Source organism: Nereida sp. MMG025 (genome assembly GCF_021654165.1).
Taxonomy (GTDB): Bacteria; Pseudomonadota; Alphaproteobacteria; order Rhodobacterales; family Rhodobacteraceae; genus Nereida.
Genome location: NZ_JAKFZN010000001.1, coordinates 127,928 through 146,819, shown reverse-complemented (window position 1 = coordinate 146,819; position 18,892 = coordinate 127,928). Strand labels below are relative to the sequence as shown.

General features: G+C 57.2%; 20 protein-coding genes. 15 read left to right on the top strand and 5 right to left on the bottom strand.

The features are described from left to right. Positions 1 to 163 precede the first annotated feature (163 nt). From L1065_RS00750 to L1065_RS00735, 4 genes are all read left to right on the top strand, one after another. On the top strand, positions 164 to 1,330 hold the full coding sequence (locus tag L1065_RS00750; RefSeq protein WP_237093536.1) for a bifunctional 2-C-methyl-D-erythritol 4-phosphate cytidylyltransferase/2-C-methyl-D-erythritol 2,4-cyclodiphosphate synthase: 1,167 nt from the start codon (positions 164 to 166) through the stop codon (positions 1,328 to 1,330). After that, positions 1,327 to 1,821, top strand: a complete 495-nt coding sequence (locus tag L1065_RS00745; protein ID WP_237093535.1) for a phosphatidylglycerophosphatase A — start codon at positions 1,327 to 1,329, stop codon at positions 1,819 to 1,821. The genes L1065_RS00750 and L1065_RS00745 overlap by 4 nt, the downstream gene beginning before the upstream one ends. Further along, positions 1,811 to 2,305 carry a CinA family protein gene (locus L1065_RS00740; protein WP_237093534.1) on the top strand — a complete coding sequence of 165 codons (495 nt, stop codon included), beginning with the start codon at positions 1,811 to 1,813 and terminating at the stop codon, positions 2,303 to 2,305. Before L1065_RS00745 ends, L1065_RS00740 begins: the two co-directional genes overlap by 11 nt. A 178-nt stretch (positions 2,306 to 2,483) precedes the next feature. Further along, positions 2,484 to 3,665: an ammonium transporter gene (locus tag L1065_RS00735; protein WP_237093533.1), complete on the top strand. Its 1,182-nt coding sequence runs from the start codon at positions 2,484 to 2,486 to the stop codon at positions 3,663 to 3,665. Positions 3,666 to 3,731: 66 nt separating this feature from the next. Here L1065_RS00735 and L1065_RS00730 read toward each other — a convergent pair whose 3' ends face one another. Further along, positions 3,732 to 5,033: an MmgE/PrpD family protein gene (locus L1065_RS00730; protein WP_237093532.1), complete on the bottom strand. Its 1,302-nt coding sequence runs from the start codon at positions 5,031 to 5,033 to the stop codon at positions 3,732 to 3,734. 36 nt (positions 5,034 to 5,069) lie between these two features. Continuing rightward, complete coding sequence (locus tag L1065_RS00725) at positions 5,070 to 5,519, bottom strand: type II toxin-antitoxin system RatA family toxin (protein WP_237093531.1); 450 nt, start codon at positions 5,517 to 5,519, stop codon at positions 5,070 to 5,072. Positions 5,520 to 5,550: 31 nt separating this feature from the next. Between L1065_RS00725 and hpt the strand changes: the two genes are divergently transcribed. Beyond that, a complete protein-coding gene (gene hpt, locus L1065_RS00720; RefSeq protein ID WP_237093530.1) occupies positions 5,551 to 6,135 on the top strand; it encodes a hypoxanthine phosphoribosyltransferase in 585 nt (194 codons plus the stop codon). Positions 6,136 to 6,150: 15 nt separating this feature from the next. Continuing rightward, on the top strand, positions 6,151 to 6,327 hold the full coding sequence (locus tag L1065_RS00715; protein WP_237093529.1) for a hypothetical protein: 177 nt from the start codon (positions 6,151 to 6,153) through the stop codon (positions 6,325 to 6,327). Here L1065_RS00715 and lipA read toward each other — a convergent pair whose 3' ends face one another. Together lipA and L1065_RS00705 are read right to left on the bottom strand one after the other, a co-directional pair. Then, on the bottom strand, positions 6,328 to 7,287 hold the full coding sequence (gene lipA / locus L1065_RS00710; protein ID WP_237093528.1) for a lipoyl synthase: 960 nt from the start codon (positions 7,285 to 7,287) through the stop codon (positions 6,328 to 6,330). Between the two features lie 137 nt (positions 7,288 to 7,424). Further along, positions 7,425 to 8,486, bottom strand: a complete 1,062-nt coding sequence (locus L1065_RS00705) for a DUF6456 domain-containing protein (RefSeq protein ID WP_237093527.1) — start codon at positions 8,484 to 8,486, stop codon at positions 7,425 to 7,427. Between the two features lie 269 nt (positions 8,487 to 8,755). Here L1065_RS00705 and L1065_RS00700 point away from each other — a divergent pair, with 269 nt between their 5' ends. Continuing rightward, positions 8,756 to 9,130: a DUF6477 family protein gene (locus L1065_RS00700; RefSeq protein WP_237093526.1), complete on the top strand. Its 375-nt coding sequence runs from the start codon at positions 8,756 to 8,758 to the stop codon at positions 9,128 to 9,130. On the opposite strand, the gene L1065_RS00695 is transcribed toward L1065_RS00700, so the two are convergent. Further along, positions 9,085 to 10,629: a trimethylamine methyltransferase family protein gene (locus L1065_RS00695; RefSeq protein ID WP_237093525.1), complete on the bottom strand. Its 1,545-nt coding sequence runs from the start codon at positions 10,627 to 10,629 to the stop codon at positions 9,085 to 9,087. The two genes, L1065_RS00700 and L1065_RS00695, sit on opposite strands and share 46 nt — an antisense overlap. A 142-nt stretch (positions 10,630 to 10,771) precedes the next feature. Here L1065_RS00695 and guaA point away from each other — a divergent pair, with 142 nt between their 5' ends. From guaA to L1065_RS00655, 8 genes are all read left to right on the top strand, one after another. Next, entirely contained in the window at positions 10,772 to 12,337 is a 1,566-nt protein-coding gene (gene guaA / locus L1065_RS00690; protein ID WP_237093524.1) for a glutamine-hydrolyzing GMP synthase, read from the top strand. Continuing rightward, on the top strand, positions 12,328 to 12,993 hold the full coding sequence (locus L1065_RS00685; protein ID WP_237093523.1) for a YdcF family protein: 666 nt from the start codon (positions 12,328 to 12,330) through the stop codon (positions 12,991 to 12,993). Before guaA ends, L1065_RS00685 begins: the two co-directional genes overlap by 10 nt. Then, positions 12,990 to 13,856, top strand: a complete 867-nt coding sequence (locus L1065_RS00680) for a DMT family transporter (RefSeq protein WP_237093522.1) — start codon at positions 12,990 to 12,992, stop codon at positions 13,854 to 13,856. Before L1065_RS00685 ends, L1065_RS00680 begins: the two co-directional genes overlap by 4 nt. 133 nt (positions 13,857 to 13,989) lie before the next feature. After that, the gene (locus tag L1065_RS00675; protein WP_237093521.1) at positions 13,990 to 15,108 is read left to right on the top strand and encodes an OmpP1/FadL family transporter; all 1,119 of its coding nucleotides are present in this window, start codon (positions 13,990 to 13,992) and stop codon (positions 15,106 to 15,108) included. Positions 15,109 to 15,210: 102 nt separating this feature from the next. Further along, complete coding sequence (locus L1065_RS00670; protein ID WP_237093520.1) at positions 15,211 to 16,110, top strand: DMT family transporter; 900 nt, start codon at positions 15,211 to 15,213, stop codon at positions 16,108 to 16,110. A gap of 44 nt (positions 16,111 to 16,154) precedes the next feature. Further along, positions 16,155 to 16,997 (top strand): ATPase, encoded by an 843-nt coding sequence (locus tag L1065_RS00665; protein ID WP_237093519.1) that lies wholly within the window; start codon positions 16,155 to 16,157, stop codon positions 16,995 to 16,997. Between the two features lie 16 nt (positions 16,998 to 17,013). Next, positions 17,014 to 17,931 (top strand): homoserine O-succinyltransferase, encoded by a 918-nt coding sequence (metA, locus tag L1065_RS00660; protein ID WP_237093518.1) that lies wholly within the window; start codon positions 17,014 to 17,016, stop codon positions 17,929 to 17,931. Continuing rightward, on the top strand, positions 17,906 to 18,874 hold the full coding sequence (locus L1065_RS00655) for an alpha/beta fold hydrolase (RefSeq protein WP_237093517.1): 969 nt from the start codon (positions 17,906 to 17,908) through the stop codon (positions 18,872 to 18,874). Before metA ends, L1065_RS00655 begins: the two co-directional genes overlap by 26 nt. Positions 18,875 to 18,892 lie beyond the last annotated feature (18 nt).

The following is an 18,892-nucleotide window of genomic DNA, read 5'->3' as shown; positions in this document are numbered from 1 at the left end:
TGTTCAGTTAACGCAATCATAGCCTACATGGAATGAAAGTGTGCATTATTTTTAGCCGAATTATTGCGTTTGCCTAATTTTTAATCACACCCTTGGGTGGATTGCCAATCACGTCGACAATGTTAGACAGGTCGCCAAGACCCACTGCGAAGGACTGACCCAGATGCGCATTGCTGCCGTTATTGTTGCCGCAGGCCGCGGCACCCGCGCAGGGGGCGATCTGCCCAAGCAATGGCAAGCCCTGAACGGACGCCCGATTGCCGCCTGGACCATTGATGCGTTTCGCGCCTCTGCTGATGTTGCCCAGATCGTTTTGGTGATGCACCCTGACGACATCGCACGCGACATCGTAGGGCTGGACCGCGATGGGCTGACCTGCGTGACAGGCGGCGCCACGCGCGATGCATCGGTCGCCTGCGGTTTGGCCGCCCTTGATCCAACTGAGATCACGCATGTCATGATCCACGATGTCGCGCGGCCCTGTATCTCGCAGCCGCTTATTTCCGATCTGGTCCAAGCCCTGCACACCCACGACGCCGTGGCCCCCGGCGTGGCCGTTACGGATGCCCTTTGGATTGCCGATGGATCCACAGTCACAGGCGTTCAGGACCGCAGCGCATTGGTGCGCGCGCAAACCCCCCAATGCTTTGCCCTGCCCCTTATTCAAGCCGCCCACGCGCAGGCAAATCGCGAAACGCCTGCCGCTGATGATGTAGAACTGGCCCGCGCCGCGGGCCACCGCGTTCACATTATCGCAGGCGATGAAGATAACATCAAAGTCACAACGCCGCCCGATTTCGCGCGCGCACAAACCATCCTCAAGACACGACAAACACAAGGACACAGCAGCATGGATATTCGGCTTGGCAATGGCTATGACGTGCACCGGTTCGGCACGGGCGATCACGTCATTCTATGCGGCGTGAAAATCCCGTTTTCGCGCGGGCTTCAGGGCCATTCGGATGCTGACGTCGGCATGCATGCGGTTACAGATGCGATCTATGGCGCGCTTGGGGACGGCGATATTGGTCAGCACTTCCCGCCCAGTGATCCGCAATGGAAAGGGGCTGCGTCTGAAATCTTTTTGCGCCACGCCGTCGCCCGTGCCACCGAGCGCGGGTTTCGCATCAGCAATGCCGATTGCACGCTGGTCTGTGAATTTCCCAAGATCGGCCCGCATGCCATTGAAATGAAACAGGAAATGGCCCGCCTGATGGGTCTGGAGGCTGACCGTATAAGCGTAAAGGCCACCACCTCCGAACAGCTTGGGTTTACAGGGCGCGGCGAAGGGATCGCCTCTATTGCGACCGTGACGCTGGTCAAACCATGAAACAGCACTGGGCCCGCATCACCGCAACCTTTTTCTACACAGGGTATCTGCGTCCAGCCTCTGGCACCTGGGGATCGCTGGCCGCCCTTCCCTTTGCTTGGGCGCTCTACGCCATCGGGGGGCTGTGGTTGTTCGTGCTGGCCATTCCCGCAACCTATATCAAAGGGTATCTGGCGACCAAATGGATGACCCAAGGCCACGACAATCATGACCCTTCGGAAATTGTGATCGACGAGGTGGTGGGCCAGTGGATTGCCCTTTTGCCCGTGATGATTGGCGCGACAGCCGCTGGCACAGATGTGCTTGCCCTTTGGCCGGGATGGATTACCGCCTTTGTCGCCTTTCGCCTGTTTGACATTTGGAAGCCCGGACCCGTGGGATGGGCCGATAGGCTGCATGGCCCCACAGGGGTGATGCTGGATGATGTGATTGCAGGTGTGCTGGCCGCATGTGTGGTTCTGGCCTTCGCGGGGATCGCCCATGGCTTCTGATCTGATGGCCTCTGATCTTGCAGCCCGCGTTTTGGATAGCGCACGCGCTGCGGGCCGCACCATCGCAACGGCCGAAAGCTGCACAGGTGGCATGGTCAGTGCCGCGTTGACGGATATCGCGGGCAGTTCGGATGTGGTGATCTGCGGGTTCGTGACCTATGCCAATTCCGCCAAGCAGCGAATGCTTGGCGTCACCAAGTCCAGCCTGACCAAATTTGGCGCCGTGTCTGAACAAGTAGCGCATGAGATGGCCTGCGGCGCCGTTGCCGCCTCGCAGGCCAATCTGGCCGTGTCGATCACTGGCATTGCAGGCCCCGGCGGGTCGGACCACAAGCCCGAAGGACGCGTCTGTTTTGGGCTGTTTGATGAGGTCACGGGGACCACAGAAATAGAAACCGTCGAATTCGGCGCCTTGGGACGATCACAGGTCCGCATGGCCGCCCGCGATCATGCTTTACAGATGATCCTGTCGCATTTGCAATAAATCCGCAGATTCACTTTCGATGCCTTTTTGGGCAAAGCTGAATTATTACGCACTTATTTTAAGCGATTTACAGATTGCACAGTAATTATACAGCAATTTGTGTACTTGCCTCTTTTCTAGGCGACTGGCGGTGTCAAAAGCAGCGCCAACACACCAAAAGACCTAAGGGGACATCAAAATGGTTGGAGCCGATACAGCGTGGATCATCGTGGCCACAGCTCTCGTTTTATTCATGACACTTCCGGGCCTTGCCCTGTTTTACGGCGGGCTTGTGCGCGGGCGCAATGTGCTGAGTGTATTCATGCAGTGCTACGCCATCGCCTGCTTGATGAGCGTGCTCTGGCTGGTCGTTGGATACTCTATCGCCTTTGGCGGCGGCACATCGGGGCTATGGGGTGGATTGGACAAGATGTTCCTTTTGGGAATCGACGCCAATACAGTTTCGGGCACTATTCCTGAAATCCTGTTCTTTGCCTTCCAGATGACCTTCGCGATCATCACCCCCGCGCTGATCGTTGGTGCTTATGTCGAACGGATCGGTTTTGGCTTTGTGCTGCTGTTCTCGGGGCTTTGGATGCTGATCTGCTATGCACCTGTCGTCCACTGGATCTGGGGCGGTGGCATGTTGGCCGATGGTGGTCTTTTCGGGGATGTTGGCGCACGTGACTTTGCAGGCGGCATTGTGGTGCACGAAACCGCAGGTCTGGCTGCTCTGGTCATTGCTGTGATGCTCGGCAGCCGCCGTGACCAGAACAAACCACCCCATAACCCGGGCTATGTGATGATCGGTGCCGCGATGCTCTGGGTCGGTTGGTTCGGTTTCAACGGCGGCTCGCAACTGGCCGCGGATGGCGGCGCGGCGATGGCGCTGACCGTTACACATATCTCGGCTGCGACTGCATCGCTGTCATGGGCCCTTTGGGAACGTGTGAAATTCGGCAAGGCCTCGCTTGTGGGTATCGTCACGGGCACCATTGCAGGGCTTGCCTCTATCACGCCCGCGTCTGGCTTTGTCGGCCCGATTGAAGCGCTGATCATCGGCGGTGTTGCGGGCATCTTGTGCCAGGAAGCCGTGACACTGATCCGCAATGGTCTGAAAATCGATGATACGCTGGATGTCTTTGCGGTCCACGGCGTTGGCGGTATCTTCGGCACCATCATGATCGCCGCCTTCGGCGCAGGATCATGGGCTGCACAGCTTGGGTCACTTGCGATTGTGGGCGTCTATACCATCGTGGTTTCGGTCGTGTTGGTCTTTGTGTGCAAGCTGATCACACCGCTGCGCGTCGATGCCGAAACAGAGACGACAGGACTGGATCTGGCCGTGCACGGCGAACGCGCCTATGATCATGCCAGCTGATCACAACACGCGATAATCCACCAAGGGCGCCCTTGCGACGGGGTGCCCTTTTTCTTGGCACCCTGCCTATTGGCGCAGTGCTGCTGTCAGCGCCGGGATGTCCACGGTTGCACCCGCACTTAACGCGGACCAAATCTCATCTGCCAAGGCACGGCCAATCAAGGCTTCGGCCTTTTCCTGCACCCGCATCAGACGCGCCGCAAAGGGCGCTGGCACGGCCAGATCATGCTCAGCCTCCAGCATGCCATCACGGGTTGTCACGCGCACGCGGGCTTGCGTGTCGCGCAAGGCTTCGTCACCCAGAACCGTCACGCAGTCGCGCAGCGCCACCACATCAGGCGCAAGAATAACCGAAGGCTCAAAGGCCAGATCACTGGTCATCGCACGCCCCATCAGCGCCAAGGCGGCGGTCAATCGCAGGCTGAATTTCGCCTCGAGCCGCGTTTGCGGACTTGCGATGTTGCACACGTCAAACCAGCGCGGATGCACTGTGATCTCAACGGATCTGACATGTTCGGGCGCGCAATCCGGGCGCAAATCAATCAGCGCCTCAATGGCCGCATGGGTGCCGTGGCAACAGGCGTGAAACTTATGGCTGACCTGCGCAAACAGGAATTCCGTTGAGGCGAAGGCCGACATATCGCCCGCCCCATGATGATTGGCGCCAAATCCGAACGGGCCATCCAACACCTCCTGTGCGCCATCCAGTCCCAATTTGGCTGCGTGCACAGCCTCTACCGCGCCCGCGGCCGCCATGCCCGCGTGATAGGGTTTGCCCATCGTCCCGAACTGCAGCTTGAGCCCCGCCGCACGTGTCGCCGCCAAGCCGATCGCACTGCGGGTCTGGACCGCGTCCAATTCGAAAAGTGCAGCCCCCGCGACGGCCGCGCCAATCATGCCAGCCGTCGCTGTTTGGTGAAATCCCGCCTCATAATGGGTGCGGCCTAGCCAGACACCAACGCGCACCGTTGCTTCGGCCCCCACAAGAGCCGCGCGCAAAAACGCATCTGCCTGCGCATCAGCATGTTCTGCCATGGCCAAAACGGCAGAGACGATCACCGCACTGGGATGACCGATATGGGCAAAATGGGTGTCGTCAAAATCAAGGGCGTGGGCCGCCGTGCCATTGACCATCGCAGCCCCGCGCATTGGTAGCCGCGTGGTACGGCCCACCACACTGGCCTGCGCCGCACCACCGTTTTGCATCTCAACCTCGGCAATGATGCGGGCCACAGGTTCGGCCCGCCCCGCGATGGCCACCGCCGCCCAATCAAGCACCGACAGGCGCATGACATCGAGCGCGGGATCGGTCAGCGGCCCGCCATGCACAGTGCTACATAATTCAACGAGGTGTTCCGTGATGCCCATAGCTTGCCCTTACGTGTTGCGGGCAGGATGGCACGTTCAGCTGCCTGAATACAACGCTGCCGCACGGCGCTCGAACGCCCGCACAATCCGCTGCATGGCTTCGTTGAAAACGACCCCGATAATGCCTTGCAGGATTGCGTTCTTGAATTCAAAATCAACAAAGAAATTCACTTCAACACCACCCTCTACATCCTTGAATTTCCAAGTGGATTCCATGTAGCGGAAAGGCCCATCAATATAGGCGGTGTCGATCTTGTGATCTTCGGGGTGCAATACAACACGGCTGCCAAACCGTTCTCGGAATACCTTGAAGCTGATCACCAGATCGGCCTCCATCACCTCCGTATCGCCCTGCGGTGTGCGCGATCTGATCCGCGCGGCGGCGCACCACGGCAAAAATTGCGGATAGTTGGCAACATCCGCTACAAGATCATACATTTGCTGTGCAGTATACGGCAGAACGCGGGTCTCGGAATGGGTTGGCATCGCTCATTTTCTTTCGTGACAGTCGGGCAAGATGTCGTATGTTAAGGCCGAAAAATCAAGTGGAATGGCCTATATGTCGCGTCCTTATGTAATCGACCCTCTTATCACTGCCAAAGCGATTGCAGCCCGCATCGAAGAACTGGCCCGCGAGATCGAAGCGGAGTTTGCAGATGTCGACAAACTGGTTGTCGTGGGGCTGTTGCGTGGATCGTTTGTGTTTATCGCCGATTTGGTGCGCGAATTGGACATGGTCGTCGAGGTCGATTTCCTGGAGGCCAGCAGCTACGGCGATGCGATGGAAAGCAGCCGCGAGGTTCGGATCCTCAAAGACTTGCGCGGCGCGATTGAAGGACGTCACGTGCTGGTGGTGGAAGATTTGATCGATACAGGCCACACCCTCAAACATGTGTCAGGGCTGCTGAAGGCGCGCAAACCCGCCAAGCTGAAAACGATTGTGCTGTTGGACAAACCCACCCGCCGTGAAGTGGACTGCCAAGCCGATATGGTCGGCTTTGAAATCCCCGATGATTTTGTTGTGGGGTACGGAATTGACTATGCGCAACGCAACCGAAACCTCGACTACATTGGCAAAGTGCGCTTTCCCGATGAATTGTGATATGGGCATGTCGCTATGACACCGCGCCTGCTTTTGCGCATGGCCCGTTGGGCGCGCAAGCCGCCGTCCAAACAGCAAATAAAGATCGCGGCAGGTGTCTTGGCGATATGTGCCGTGATTTTTGCGGCTGAACGGCTCGGCCTCACACCCGACTGGATGGAGGCGCAGCGCGGCTGGCGAAACAACCGTTAACTATGCTTCGGCCAGTTTTGCATCACGTGCCGCTTTGAGACGGGCAAAATCATCCCCCGCATGATAGCTCGACCGCGTCAGGGGCGTCGACGATACCATGTGAAACCCCTTGCCATAGGCAGCCGTTTCATAGGCTTTAAATTCCTCGGGTGTGACAAAACGGTCAACCGCGTGGTGCTTCGGGGTGGGCTGCAAATACTGTCCGATGGTTAAAAAATCGATATCCGCGGCGCGCATATCTTCCATCACCTGCATAACCGCCTGTTTGTCCTCACCTAGGCCCACCATGATGCCGGATTTGGTAAACATCGACGGATCAAGCTCTTTCACGCGCTGCAACAAACGCAGGGAATGGAAATAGCGCGCACCGGGTCGCACCTCGGGATAAAGGCCCGGAACGGTTTCCAGGTTGTGGTTAAAGACATCGGGTTTTGCTTCAACAACGACCTCTAACACCTTGGGATCACAGCGGATAAAATCAGGCGTCAGGATTTCGATCGTCGTATTGGGCGATTGTTTTCGGATCGCGCGGATGGTCTGGGCAAAATGTTCTGCACCGCCATCTTCAACATCATCACGGTCAACAGATGTGATCACCACATGGTTCAGACCCAGTTTTTTGACCGCATTGGCAACGCGGCCCGGCTCAAACGGATCAAGGTCTTCGGGCGGCTTGCCCGTTGCGATGTTGCAAAACGTGCAGGCGCGGGTGCAGACCTCGCCCATGATCATCATGGTGGCGTGGCCTTGGTTCCAACATTCCCCCGCATTGGGGCAACCGGCTTCTTCGCAGACCGTGACCAGCTTGTGCTCGCGCATGATTGCATGGGTTTTTTTGTAGCCCTCTCCCACGGGTGCTTTCACGCGGATCCAATCGGGTTTTTTGGGCTGCGGCGCATCGGGGCGGCGCTGTTTTTCGGGGTGGCGCTCAGCAGGAATTTTCAGATCACGTGTGGCCATTGGGCTGCTCCAAATCCAAAGTTAGTTTAACACTTAACTAGTTTGGCACAGCGTTCCAAGAGCAGTGTCGTCGCAGGGCGCTGACGTTACAAAAATGCGACGTGGCCAAAGCATGGCCACGCCCCTGTGAGACGCTATCACCCGATCATCGGACCGTGTTTGCCATAGCGTTCGTCGTAGTGGCGCTTGAGCCGTTGAAGCGCGATGCGCAACACAATTTTGCCCGACCGTGCCGACCATCCCATGCGTTTTTCAGCCGTTTCCAACCCCTCCAGAAAGCAACAGGTGCGCAAAACAACATCCGCCAGACCTGGCCCAAGGTCTTGCAGCGCATCCGCCACCCGCTGCCGCGCGGGGCATCCATCTGATTGGGGCGCATCGATCTGCCCTGCGACAAGCGCCTCCCAACTTTTGATGGTGCGCGTATCTATCTGGGCCAGCTCAAAATCCTCGCGCAGCCGTTCGCCCACAATCACCAGATCCTCGCTCAGAAAGGGGGTTCCGGATTTATCCTTGCGGCGTGAAAGGCTCACCAGAGTGGTCTCGCCCACCGTGTAGCGCGTCTGCGGATCCTTGGGCACCAGCAGCGTTGTGCCGTGCTCGCGCGGTGTAAAGGGTGTTTGCGCTTCGGCCAGTTCACGGCTGTAGCGATCCAGCAGATCTTTGAGCGCATTGCGGCCCGTGGCCGTAATTTCGTAGCGGGTAATCCGTCCTGATGATTTTACGCTGATCCAGTCCTTCAGCGCCATCGCATAGGCCACGGGCCGATCCACGGTTGCGGTGCGGGTTGTGGAATTGTCAGCCGCTGTGCGCACAACAACCGCTTTTTCCATCTCCTTGGCCACGGCCAACATCGCGCCGCTTTCGCTCAGCCGGCGCAGGATGCGGCGGGCCTCTTTGTTGATCGTGGCTTCATCGGTGCAGATGTCAGGCCCGCTTTGATGGGTTGATTTCTGTTCGGGAGCTTGCGTTTTGTCCCTGTGCAACGCCCCCAGATGGGTCAGCGCCTCGTCAATCAGCATGTCCTCGCGGCGGTTTTCCAGCTTGCGCACCTGACGCAGCACCGTTGAGGCATGGCAGCCCGCGTTGCGCGCCAAAGCACGAATGGAATGCCCCGCCTCTGTGTGCCACAAATAATGGCGCGCGGAATCAGGTACCCAAGACGGAAATACCGCTGGTTCAGAAAGAATTGGTGTCATTGCGTTGTCCCCAAAATATCGCTTCGTCTTTGCCTGTGGGTTGGCGCGCCGCTGGCACGTTTATCCACAGATTTATCCACAGGCCCCCACACAACCCTTGCGTGTAATTGTTACCAGATGATTAACAAAAAGGCCGTGGGAACATCATTGATGCTAAAAGATAACCAATTATAACCATGCCGAACGGTCCTGACGCAGGAAAGCAACACCCGCTTAGGTTGTGCCTTAATCGTCGTCAGTTTGTATTTCTGACCGAAAAGGCGACCAACATGACCGATCTTCTCAGCTTGCTTGCAACCCTGCGCCGTCCGCGGCTGTTGATGCAGACCGCCCGTGTCGGCCTGCATGACTATCGCCGCGAAGCGCACCTGCAACGTGTTCTCAAGGGCACGGCTCCCGCACAACACGGCGCGGCCTTGGCCAAGCTGATTGATGTGGAAAGCCGCCTTAATGACAAACGCCGCAAGGGGGACGCAAACTACAGCACCCTTCACCACGTCGATGTGATGATCGCGCTTTTGGCAGAGGCAGATGCGCTGCAAAAAAGGCGTGCCGCCTTAAACGACACGCCTGAATACCCTGCAAATGAGGTCTCTGCCTACATAAAGGCGTCAGGCTCGGACGCTTTTTTGTCGGCCACATAAGCCTCAAGTGCGGTGTGGATCGCAGGATCAAGCGGGGGTGCCACGTAATCGTTCAGCATCTTTTTCACCCGCGCGCTGGCCAGTGTTTGGCTGTCGCGCCCCCCTTCTTCGTCCCATGTTTCAAAGGGTTTGTAGTCGAACACATCCGACCGCCAGAAGGCATCTTTGAAATTGGCTTGGGTATGTTCGCACCCAAGGTAGTGGCCCCCCGGCCCCACTTCACGGATGGCGTCCATCGCTTGGCCGTTTTCATCATGCGCCACGCCGGCGGCCATTTTGTGCAACGCTCCCAGTTGGTCTGCATCCAGCACAAATTTTTCAAAACTGGCCACCAGACCGCCTTCAAGCCATCCGCAAGAGTGCAACATGAAGTTCACACCGCCCATCAACGCCGCATTCAGCGTGTTGGCCGATTCGTAGGCCGCTTGCGCATCAGGCAGTTTCGAGGCGCACAACCCACCGCCAGAGCGGTAAGGCAGCCCCATACGGCGGGCCAACTGCCCTGTCCCGTAAAGGATCTGGCTGGCCTCGGGTGTGCCAAACGTCGGCGCGCCGCTGTTCATATCGATCGAGGTGACGAAGGTGCCAAAAATCACGGGCGCACCGGGGCGGATGATCTGGCTGTAGGCGATGCCCGCCAATACTTCGGCCAACACTTGGGTCAATGTGCCCACAACCGAAACAGGCGCCATGGCCCCGCCCACAATAAAGGGCGAGATGATGCAGGCCTGGTTGTTCTTTGCATAGACCTCCAACGCGCCCATCATGATACTATCGAAGGTCATGGGCGAATTGATGTTGATCAGCGACGTCATCACCGTGTTGTTCTGCACGAACTCTTTGCCAAAGAGGATTTCGCACATCTCAACGCTATCCTGCGCGCGGCTTGGCTCTGTCACCGATCCCATAAAGGGTTTGTCCGACAGAGTCATATGGGCCAGCAACATATCCAGATGGCGCTTGTTGACGGCCACGTCCGTGGGCTCGCACACCGTGCCGCCCGAATGGTGCAACCATTTCGACATGTAGCCCAGTTTCACGAACTTCTTGAAGTCATCCATCGTCGCATAGCGCCGCCCGCCTTCGGCATCACGCACAAATGGCGGGCCATAGACTGGGGCGCAGACCAGCGTGTTGCCCCCGATTTCAACATTGCGCGCAGGGTTACGGGCGTGTTGCGTAAACTTTGATGGCGCTGTGCTGCACAGCTTGCGGGCCAATCCTTTGGGGATGCGCACGCGTTCACCGTCCACAGTGGCACCCACAGATGTCCAACGTGCTAGCGCTTCGGGGCTGTCGACAAAGGCCACGCCCACTTCTTCAAGCAGGGTTTCGGCGTTTGCCTCGATGATCTGCAACGCCTCTTCCGACAGAATATCCATCGTGGGGATGTTGCGTTCAATAAATTTTGCAGTGTCAAAGCTGACGGCGGTGCGTTCTGCGCGGCGAGCCGAGCCTCCGCCCCCACGGGCGCGACGACGGGTTGGTGCTTCGGTCATGGATCAGTTCTCCCCAAAGAGGCCTATAGTCCCTCACTCATACGGTGCGACCGCGCGTCACAGTTCATCATATCCGCCCCTTCACACGCAAAAGCGACATATGCGCCTTGCTTGCAGACAAAAGGCGGCATAATCACCGCATATGACAGATATTTCCCAACACGAGCGGTTGCTTATCATCGATTTCGGCAGCCAAGTGACCCAACTGATTGCACGGCGCTTGCGCGAACTAAGCGTCTACTGCGAAATTCATCCCTATCAGAATGTGGATGACGCATTTCTGAAGGCGTTTGATCCAAAGGCAGTGATCTTTAGTGGCGGCCCCGACAGCGTGACACGCGCAGGTTCCCCCCGCCCGCCTGCGGCCGTTTTTGATATGGGTGTTCCGATTCTGGGCATTTGTTACGGCCAGCAAGTGATGATGCAGATGCTTGGCGGTCAGGTCGTCAGCGGTCATGGCACTGCAGAGTTTGGCCGTGCCTTCGTGACCCCTGCCAATGGCGACCTTGAATTGCTGCAAGGCTGGTTCAAGACTGACAAAGAACAAGTCTGGATGAGCCACGGCGACCATGTCAGCCAGATCGCGCCAGGCTTTGAGGTGTATGGCACATCGCCCAACGCGCCTTATGCCATTACGGCCGATGTGGCGCGCGGGTTTTACGCGGTGCAGTTCCACCCCGAGGTGCACCACACGCCCAATGGCGCAATGCTTTACGAAAACTTCGTGCGTATGGCGGGGTTCACTGGCGACTGGACGATGGGCACCTACCGCGAACAGGCGATTGAGGCGATCCGCGAACAGGTTGGTGACAAACAGGTGATCTGTGGCCTGTCGGGCGGCGTGGACAGCTCGGTGGCCGCCGTACTGATCCATGAGGCGATTGGCGACCAGCTGACTTGCGTTTTTGTGGATCATGGTTTGCTGCGCAAAGGCGAGGCCGAAGAGGTCGTCACCATGTTCCGCGACAACTATAACATGCGCCTGATCCACGCTGATGAACAAGAGCTATTTTTAGGTGAGCTTGATGGCGTAAGTGACCCCGAAAAAAAGAGAAAAATTATTGGTCGTCTGTTCATTGATGTCTTTCAAAAGCACGCTGACGGCATCGAGGGCGCAGAGTTTTTGGCCCAAGGCACGCTTTATCCCGATGTGATTGAAAGCGTGTCGTTCAGCGGAGGACCCAGTGTCACGATCAAGAGCCACCACAATGTTGGCGGCCTGCCCGAAAAGATGGGCCTCAAACTGGTTGAACCCCTGCGCGAGCTGTTCAAGGACGAGGTGCGCGCACTTGGCGCAGAGCTTGGGCTGCCACCGTCGTTCATCGGGCGTCACCCCTTTCCTGGCCCCGGCCTTGCGATCCGGTGCCCCGGCGAGATCACCCGCGAGAAGCTGGACATCCTGCGCGAGGCAGATGCGGTCTATATCGACCAGATCCGCAAGCACGGGCTCTATGACGATATCTGGCAAGCCTTTGTTGCAATCCTGCCCGTGCGCACCGTTGGTGTCATGGGCGACGGGCGCACCTATGACTTTGCCTGCGCGTTGCGGGCCGTGACGTCTGTGGATGGCATGACCGCGGATTATTATCCCTTCACCCATGAATTTCTGGGCGAAACGGCCACGCGGATCATCAACGAGGTGCAAGGCATCAACCGCGTCACATATGACATCACCAGCAAACCCCCGGGCACGATTGAATGGGAGTAATCGGCAAGCTGATACGCGCTGCCCTTGTGGGCGGTGGTCTGTGCATCCTTGGCGTGTTTGCTGTTTTTATCAGCGTTGTTCTTGATGAACGTCGCAGCCCGAACCTTAGCCTTTCTGACGGCGACAAAGTTGACGCTGTTGTTGTGCTGGCAGGTGGCATGACCAATAAAATTCGGCTGACCAACGAAAGTATGGCGCGGTTTGAACGCGGTGCTGCGCTTTTTAGCGAAGGCATCGGCACACATCTTGTTTTCAGCGGATACAGCCCTGCCCAAAATGTCAGCGAGGCCGAGTTGATGGGCCAACTGGCCGCACAAGCGGGCGTTTCACCCGATGCCATTGTCGTCGAACAGACCTCGCGCTCGACCCTTCAGAACGCGCTGTTCACGGCAGATATTATTGGCCGCGATCAACGGATTTTGGTGGTGACCAGCCGCACCCATATTGACCGCGCGAAACGCGCCTTCCTTTGGGCGGGATTTACACAAGTCGAGACCGCGACAACCGACTTTCGGCAGGCCACGTTGCGTAGGCATCTGCGGGGCATGTGGCGTGAAACCCGTGCAATTTGCTTTAATGCCCTGCGCGCCCCGATCTGGACGGTCGGGCATCGCCTTGGCATGGCGCGCGACAATCTGGACTGGATTATCGCATGACCGATACGCTCAAAGCCTGCCTGTGGATGCTTGGGGCCGTGGTCAGTTTTAGCTCTATGGCGGTCGCGGGGCGCGAGGTGTCTTTCGAACTCGATACCTTTGAAATCATGATGTATCGCAGTTTGATCGGCGTGGTGGTTGTGCTGGTGGTCGCCAGCAGCCTTGGCACCCTCAAAACCGTGCAACGTGCAGACATGCATATCCATTTTCTGCGCAACATATGCCATTTCACGGGGCAAAACCTTTGGTTTTTTGCCTTAACCCTGATCCCCCTGGCGCAGCTTTTTGCACTGGAATTCACAACGCCGCTTTGGGTGGTGATCCTGTCGTTGCTTGTTCTGGGCGAAAAGGTCACCAAGCTGCGCGTCCTGGTGGCCGTCGCAGGCTTTGTCGGCATTTTGATGGTCACGCGCCCCACCGCCGAGACCTTGTCCATCGGCACCCTCACGGCTGCGGCCAGCGCGATTTTCTTTGCAGGATCCATCGTGTTGACGCGCAAGCTGACGCAAACACAATCCACCACATCCATCCTGTTCTGGCTGGTGGTGTTGCAGGCGATATTTGGCCTGATCTGTGCGGGACTTGATGGTGATATTGCGCTGCCATCCTCAAACGCCCTGCCCTTTTTGGTGGTCATCGGATTGGCGGGGTTATGTGCGCATTTGTGTCTGACAACGGCCGTGGGTTTGGCCCCTGCCACGGTTGTTGTCCCGATTGACTTTATCCGCCTGCCATTGATCGGCGTTGTGGGTTGGGTGCTTTATTCAGAGCCGGTTGATATTTGGGTGATCGCAGGGGCTTTGGTGATTTTTGGGGCCAACTACGCCAACATATGGTCCGAAACCCGCAAAGGCGCCGCATAACCGTGACAGATTTGTGACGCCGCGTCGTCAAGCAGGTCATGACGTCGGGTAAGAATTGCGCGAATTTTAGCGCATCTGCTACGTTTTGAAGCAGAGGAAGAAAAACACACACAGACGATCAGGGATGGAATTCATGAAAACAGTATTGTCGGGCGCAGCAGCGCTGGCACTTGCAACGGGTGCAGCACAGGCCGGGGGCATTGACCGTTCAGGCCAATTTTTGTCGCCACTGTTTGAAGATGGTGGCGAAACAGGCGCCTATCTTCAATTCAGCTACGGGCAAGTGAACCCCGAGGCCAATGGCACCGTAAACAGTGGTGCAGCGCCGCTTGGCCAGCCTTTGGGCCGCTACAATTCCCTTAGCTTTGCCTACAAAAACGAATTGTCGGATCAACTGAGCTTTGCAGTTATCGTGGATCAGCCCTTCGGTGTAACCCTAAGCTACGGTGGCACCTTCTTGTCATCGAACCCGACGCTGGAAGCCTTGGGCTTTGAGCCGCAGGCGAATATCTCGTCCAACGCAGTCACGGGCGTTTTGCGCTACAAGTTCAACGAAAACTTCAGTGTCCACGGTGGCCTGCGCAGCCAGCAAATGAGCGGGCGCATTGTATCCACCGCAGGTATCCTTGATGCGTCCAGCAACCGTGACCTTGGCTATCTGGTCGGTGTCGCCTACGAGCGTCCCGATATCGCGATGCGCTTTGCCCTGACCTACAACAGTGAAATTGATCATCGCTTTGATGCACAAACGCTGAATCCGTCGACAGGAGGTCTGGTGCCAATCCCTGATTTCCGCGTTGTGACGCCAGAAAGCCTTAACCTTGAGTTTCAGACAGGCATTGCTGCAGACACGCTGCTGTTTGGCTCGGTGCGCTATGCAAAGTGGGACGGGTTTAACCTGACCGCCTTTGGCACAAGCGGCCCGGAAACCGAGTTCGTAAGATTTACCGAAGACACCACCACGTTCTCGATCGGTGTTGGCCGTCGTCTGAATGAAAATTGGTCGGTGGCTGCCACCTATGGTTATGAATCATCGGGCAGCCGTCCTGGTGACACCTTGCTGGCCCCCACAACAGGGTCCGAAACCTTCGGCCTCGCCGCCACATACACAGAAGGCCCAATGGTTTTGACTGCTGGCGTATCCATGGGTCGTTTGGGCGACCAGTCGGTGCCGCTGGCCCCTGGTCAAGCGGCCACATTTGAAGACAACAAGGTCTTTGGCGCAGGTATTCGTCTGGGCTACAACTTCTAAAGTGGTCGACATGACTTTTGGAAAGCCCCGTCATTTGGCGGGGCTTTTTCTTTGCGCAGGTTTCGGGTCGCATCAATCGACTTCTGGGCATAAGCCTTGGGAATGACGGAACAAAAAACTCTCTCTGGGCGTGCGTGGGCGGAACTTGTGGTGTTGTCGCTTATCTGGGGCGGCTCTTTCCTGTCGATCCGTGTGGCGCTGGACGAAATCGGCGTGTTAACCAGTGTGGCGCACCGCTGCGGGTGGGCCATGCTGATCCTTTGGGGCGTTGTGGCCCTGCGCCGTTTGCCCCTGCCGCGCAGCGCGGGGCTGTGGGGCGCCTTTCTGGTGATGGGGCTTCTAAATAACATCATCCCGTTTGGATTGATGGCATGGGGGCAGCTTTATATCGAAACGGGGCTGACCAGTATTTTTAACGCCTCTACGGCGATTTTTGGCGCCTTGGTCGCGGCGCTTGTTTTCGCGGACGAACGTCTGACGCGGCGCAAGATTATCGGCGTGGCATTGGGGTTTGCGGGCGTCATCACCGTTTTGGGCATAGATAGCCTGCGCAGTTTTAACATCACGTCGCTGGCGCAGCTGGCCGTGATTGGCGGGACCCTCAGCTACGCTTTTGCAGGCGCTTGGGGGCGCATCCATCTGGCGGGCCTGCACCCTATTGTTGCATCTGCTGGCATGTTGACAGCCTCAACCCTGATCATGGTGCCCGCCGCATGGGTGTTTGAAGGGCCGATCCGCATGGATCTACAGGCGGGCACATGGCTGGCGATTGGCTATTATGCTGTGATCGCAACCGCGCTGGCCTATGTGTTTTACTACCGCGTGTTGGGCATGGCGGGCAGCGCAAATGTCATGCTGTGCACTTTGATGATTGCGCCCATTGCCGTGGTGCTTGGGGCCGTGGTGCGCGCAGAACAACTGCCGTGGAATGCCTATGCGGGCTTTGCCATTCTTGCGCTTGGGTTGCTGGTGCTGTCGGGTCGCCTCTTGCGCCGTCTATAAGGCAGGTCTATCTGGGAAAGACTGCCAGAAAAGAGGCCTTTATCATGATCTACAAAACCGCAGACGACTGGCGTGCCGCGCCCAACAAACGTGTGGTGCTTTTTGCGATGTCAGGCCTTGGTAAAACCCATGTCTCAGAGATGTTGCAGCACACGGGCGAATGGTTTCACTATGCCATCGATTACCGCATCGGCACGCGTTACATGGCCGAACACATCACCGACAATCTCAAGCGCGAGGCGATGAAAGTGCCGGCATTGGCCAACCTGCTGCGCCGCGATGCGATTTATCTTGGGCTCAACATCCACGATCACGATCTGACGGCGGTTGCCGATTATACGGGCAAACCGGGCAAAGGGGCGCTTGGGTTTGACGAATATATGCGCCGCCAAAAGCAGTTCCGCGCTGCCGAGTGTGCCGCCCTTCTGGACACAAGCCGCTTTATGGACAAGGCCAAGGATATTTACGGCTATGACCACTTCATCTGCGATACGGGCGGATCCATCTGCGAATGGGTGGACCCCAGTGATCCCGATGATGAAATACTGACCGCCTTGTCCAAGGATGCGCTGCTTGTCTGGATCGAAGGCACCGAAGAACATAACGGCAAATTGGTGGACCGCTTTGATCGCGACCCCAAGCCGATGTGTTATAATCTGTCGTTCACCCAGAAGGTTTGGCAGGAATACCTGAGCGAAAACAACGTGTCAGAAGACGAAGTTGATCCTGATGCCTTCATTCGCGTGGCCTACCGCAAATCGATGGACTACCGCCAACCGCGCTATGCCGAAATGGCCAAATGGGGCGTTACCGTCAAAGCCGCTGATATGATGCGCGTTCAAACGCCACAGGACTTTATAGAAACTATCGCAAATTCAATCGGTTAAAAGGCGAAGTTAAACCATGCCTATCAAATTGCCGTCCAACCTGCCCGCCTATGACGTTCTGACCCGCGAGGGTGTCAGCGTCATGGACGAAGATGCCGCCGCCCGTCAGGACATCCGCCCCTTGCGGATTGCCTTATTGAACCTGATGCCCAAAAAGATTCAGACGGAAAACCAGTTTGCCCGCCTGATCGGTGCGACACCGCTTCAGATTGAGCTGTCGTTGATCCGCATGTCCGAACATCAGACAAAGAATACCGCAGCCGAGCATATGGAGGAATTCTATCGTCCGTTTCAGGAGATGAAGGACCAGTATTTTGACGGGCTGATCATCACGGGTGCGCCGATTGAACATCTGCCTTTTGAGCAGGTCACCTATTGGGACGAACTGCGCGAGGTGTTTGAGTGGACCCAAACCCATGTGCATTCCACCTTTGGTGTCTGTTGGGGGGGAATGGCCATGATTAACTATTTCCACAATGTGAAAAAACATATTCTGGATGCGAAGGCCTTTGGCTGTTTTCGGCATAAAAACCTTGATCCCGCGTCGCCCTACCTGCGTGGATTTTCCGATGACTGCGTCATCCCCGTCAGCCGCTGGACAGAAATGCGCCAAGACGAGATTGATGCGGCTGACGGTCTGACCACGCTGTTGGGCAGTGATGAGGTTGGCCCCTGTCTGGTCAAAGATCCCGCACACCGTGCGCTCTATATCTTCAATCACTTTGAATATGACAGTGGCACGCTCAAACAAGAATATGACCGCGATGTCGCCGAAGGCACGCCGATCAATGTGCCTGCCAACTATTATCCTAACGACGACCCATCACAAATGCCTCAGAACCGCTGGAGAAGCCACGCGCACCTCCTATATGGAAACTGGATTAACGAAATATATCAGACAACGCCTTATGACCTTACCAAAATTGGCACTTAGCCTCGCTGTCGCTGTCGCCGCCCTTGGCGGCTGTGCCATCGTGGACAAACGCGCGGACAAGCGCGAAGCGCAAGGGCTGCAAACCCATCCACCAATCGGCCAGTTTGTTGAGGTGGATGGCAGGCGGGTGCACGCCTATGTCACAGGTCAAGGCCCTGATCTGGTGTTGATCCACGGCGCGTCGGGCAATGTGCGCGACTGGACCCTGGGGTTCATCGACGCGGTCAAGGACAATTACCGCGTGATCGCCTTTGACCGTCCGGGCCTTGGATATACAGACCGTTTGTCAGATGAATTTGGTGGGGCGTTCAACACGGCCGCCGAAAGCCCACGCCAGCAGGCACGCATGCTGAAGGCGGCAGCAGATCAGCTTGGTGTCGAACGCCCGATTGTTTTGGGCCACAGCTATGGCGGTGCCGTGGCGATGGCTTGGGGGTTGGAATTTCCCGATCATGCACGTGGCATTGTCAATGTGTCTGGTGCGACAATGCCTTGGCCGGGATCGCTGGACACCAGCTACCGCATCAACGCAAGTTCGCTTGGTGGCGCGACCGTGGTGCCGTTGATCACCGCCTTTGCCCCCGTAAGTGCTGCGGATGATGTTGTGTCGGGCATTTTCGCGCCGCAAGACCCACCTGAAGGCTATGCCGACCATCTGGGCCTGTTTTTGACCATTCGGCGCAGTCAGCTGCGCGCCAATGCGCGGCAGGTCAACAGCCTGCGCCCCCATGTCGTTGAGATGAGCGCGCATTACGCCGATATTCAGACGCCCGTCGAAATCCTGCACGGCACGGCCGATACCATTGTGCCGCTGACCATTCACAGCGAACCACTTGCCGCCCTTTTGCCAAATGCGCGGCTGACCAGACTTGAGGGCATTGGACATATGCCCCAACACACCAGCGTCGCGCAGATTGTCGAAGCAATTGGACGTTTGCGTTAGGGCGCAATCACGGGCTGG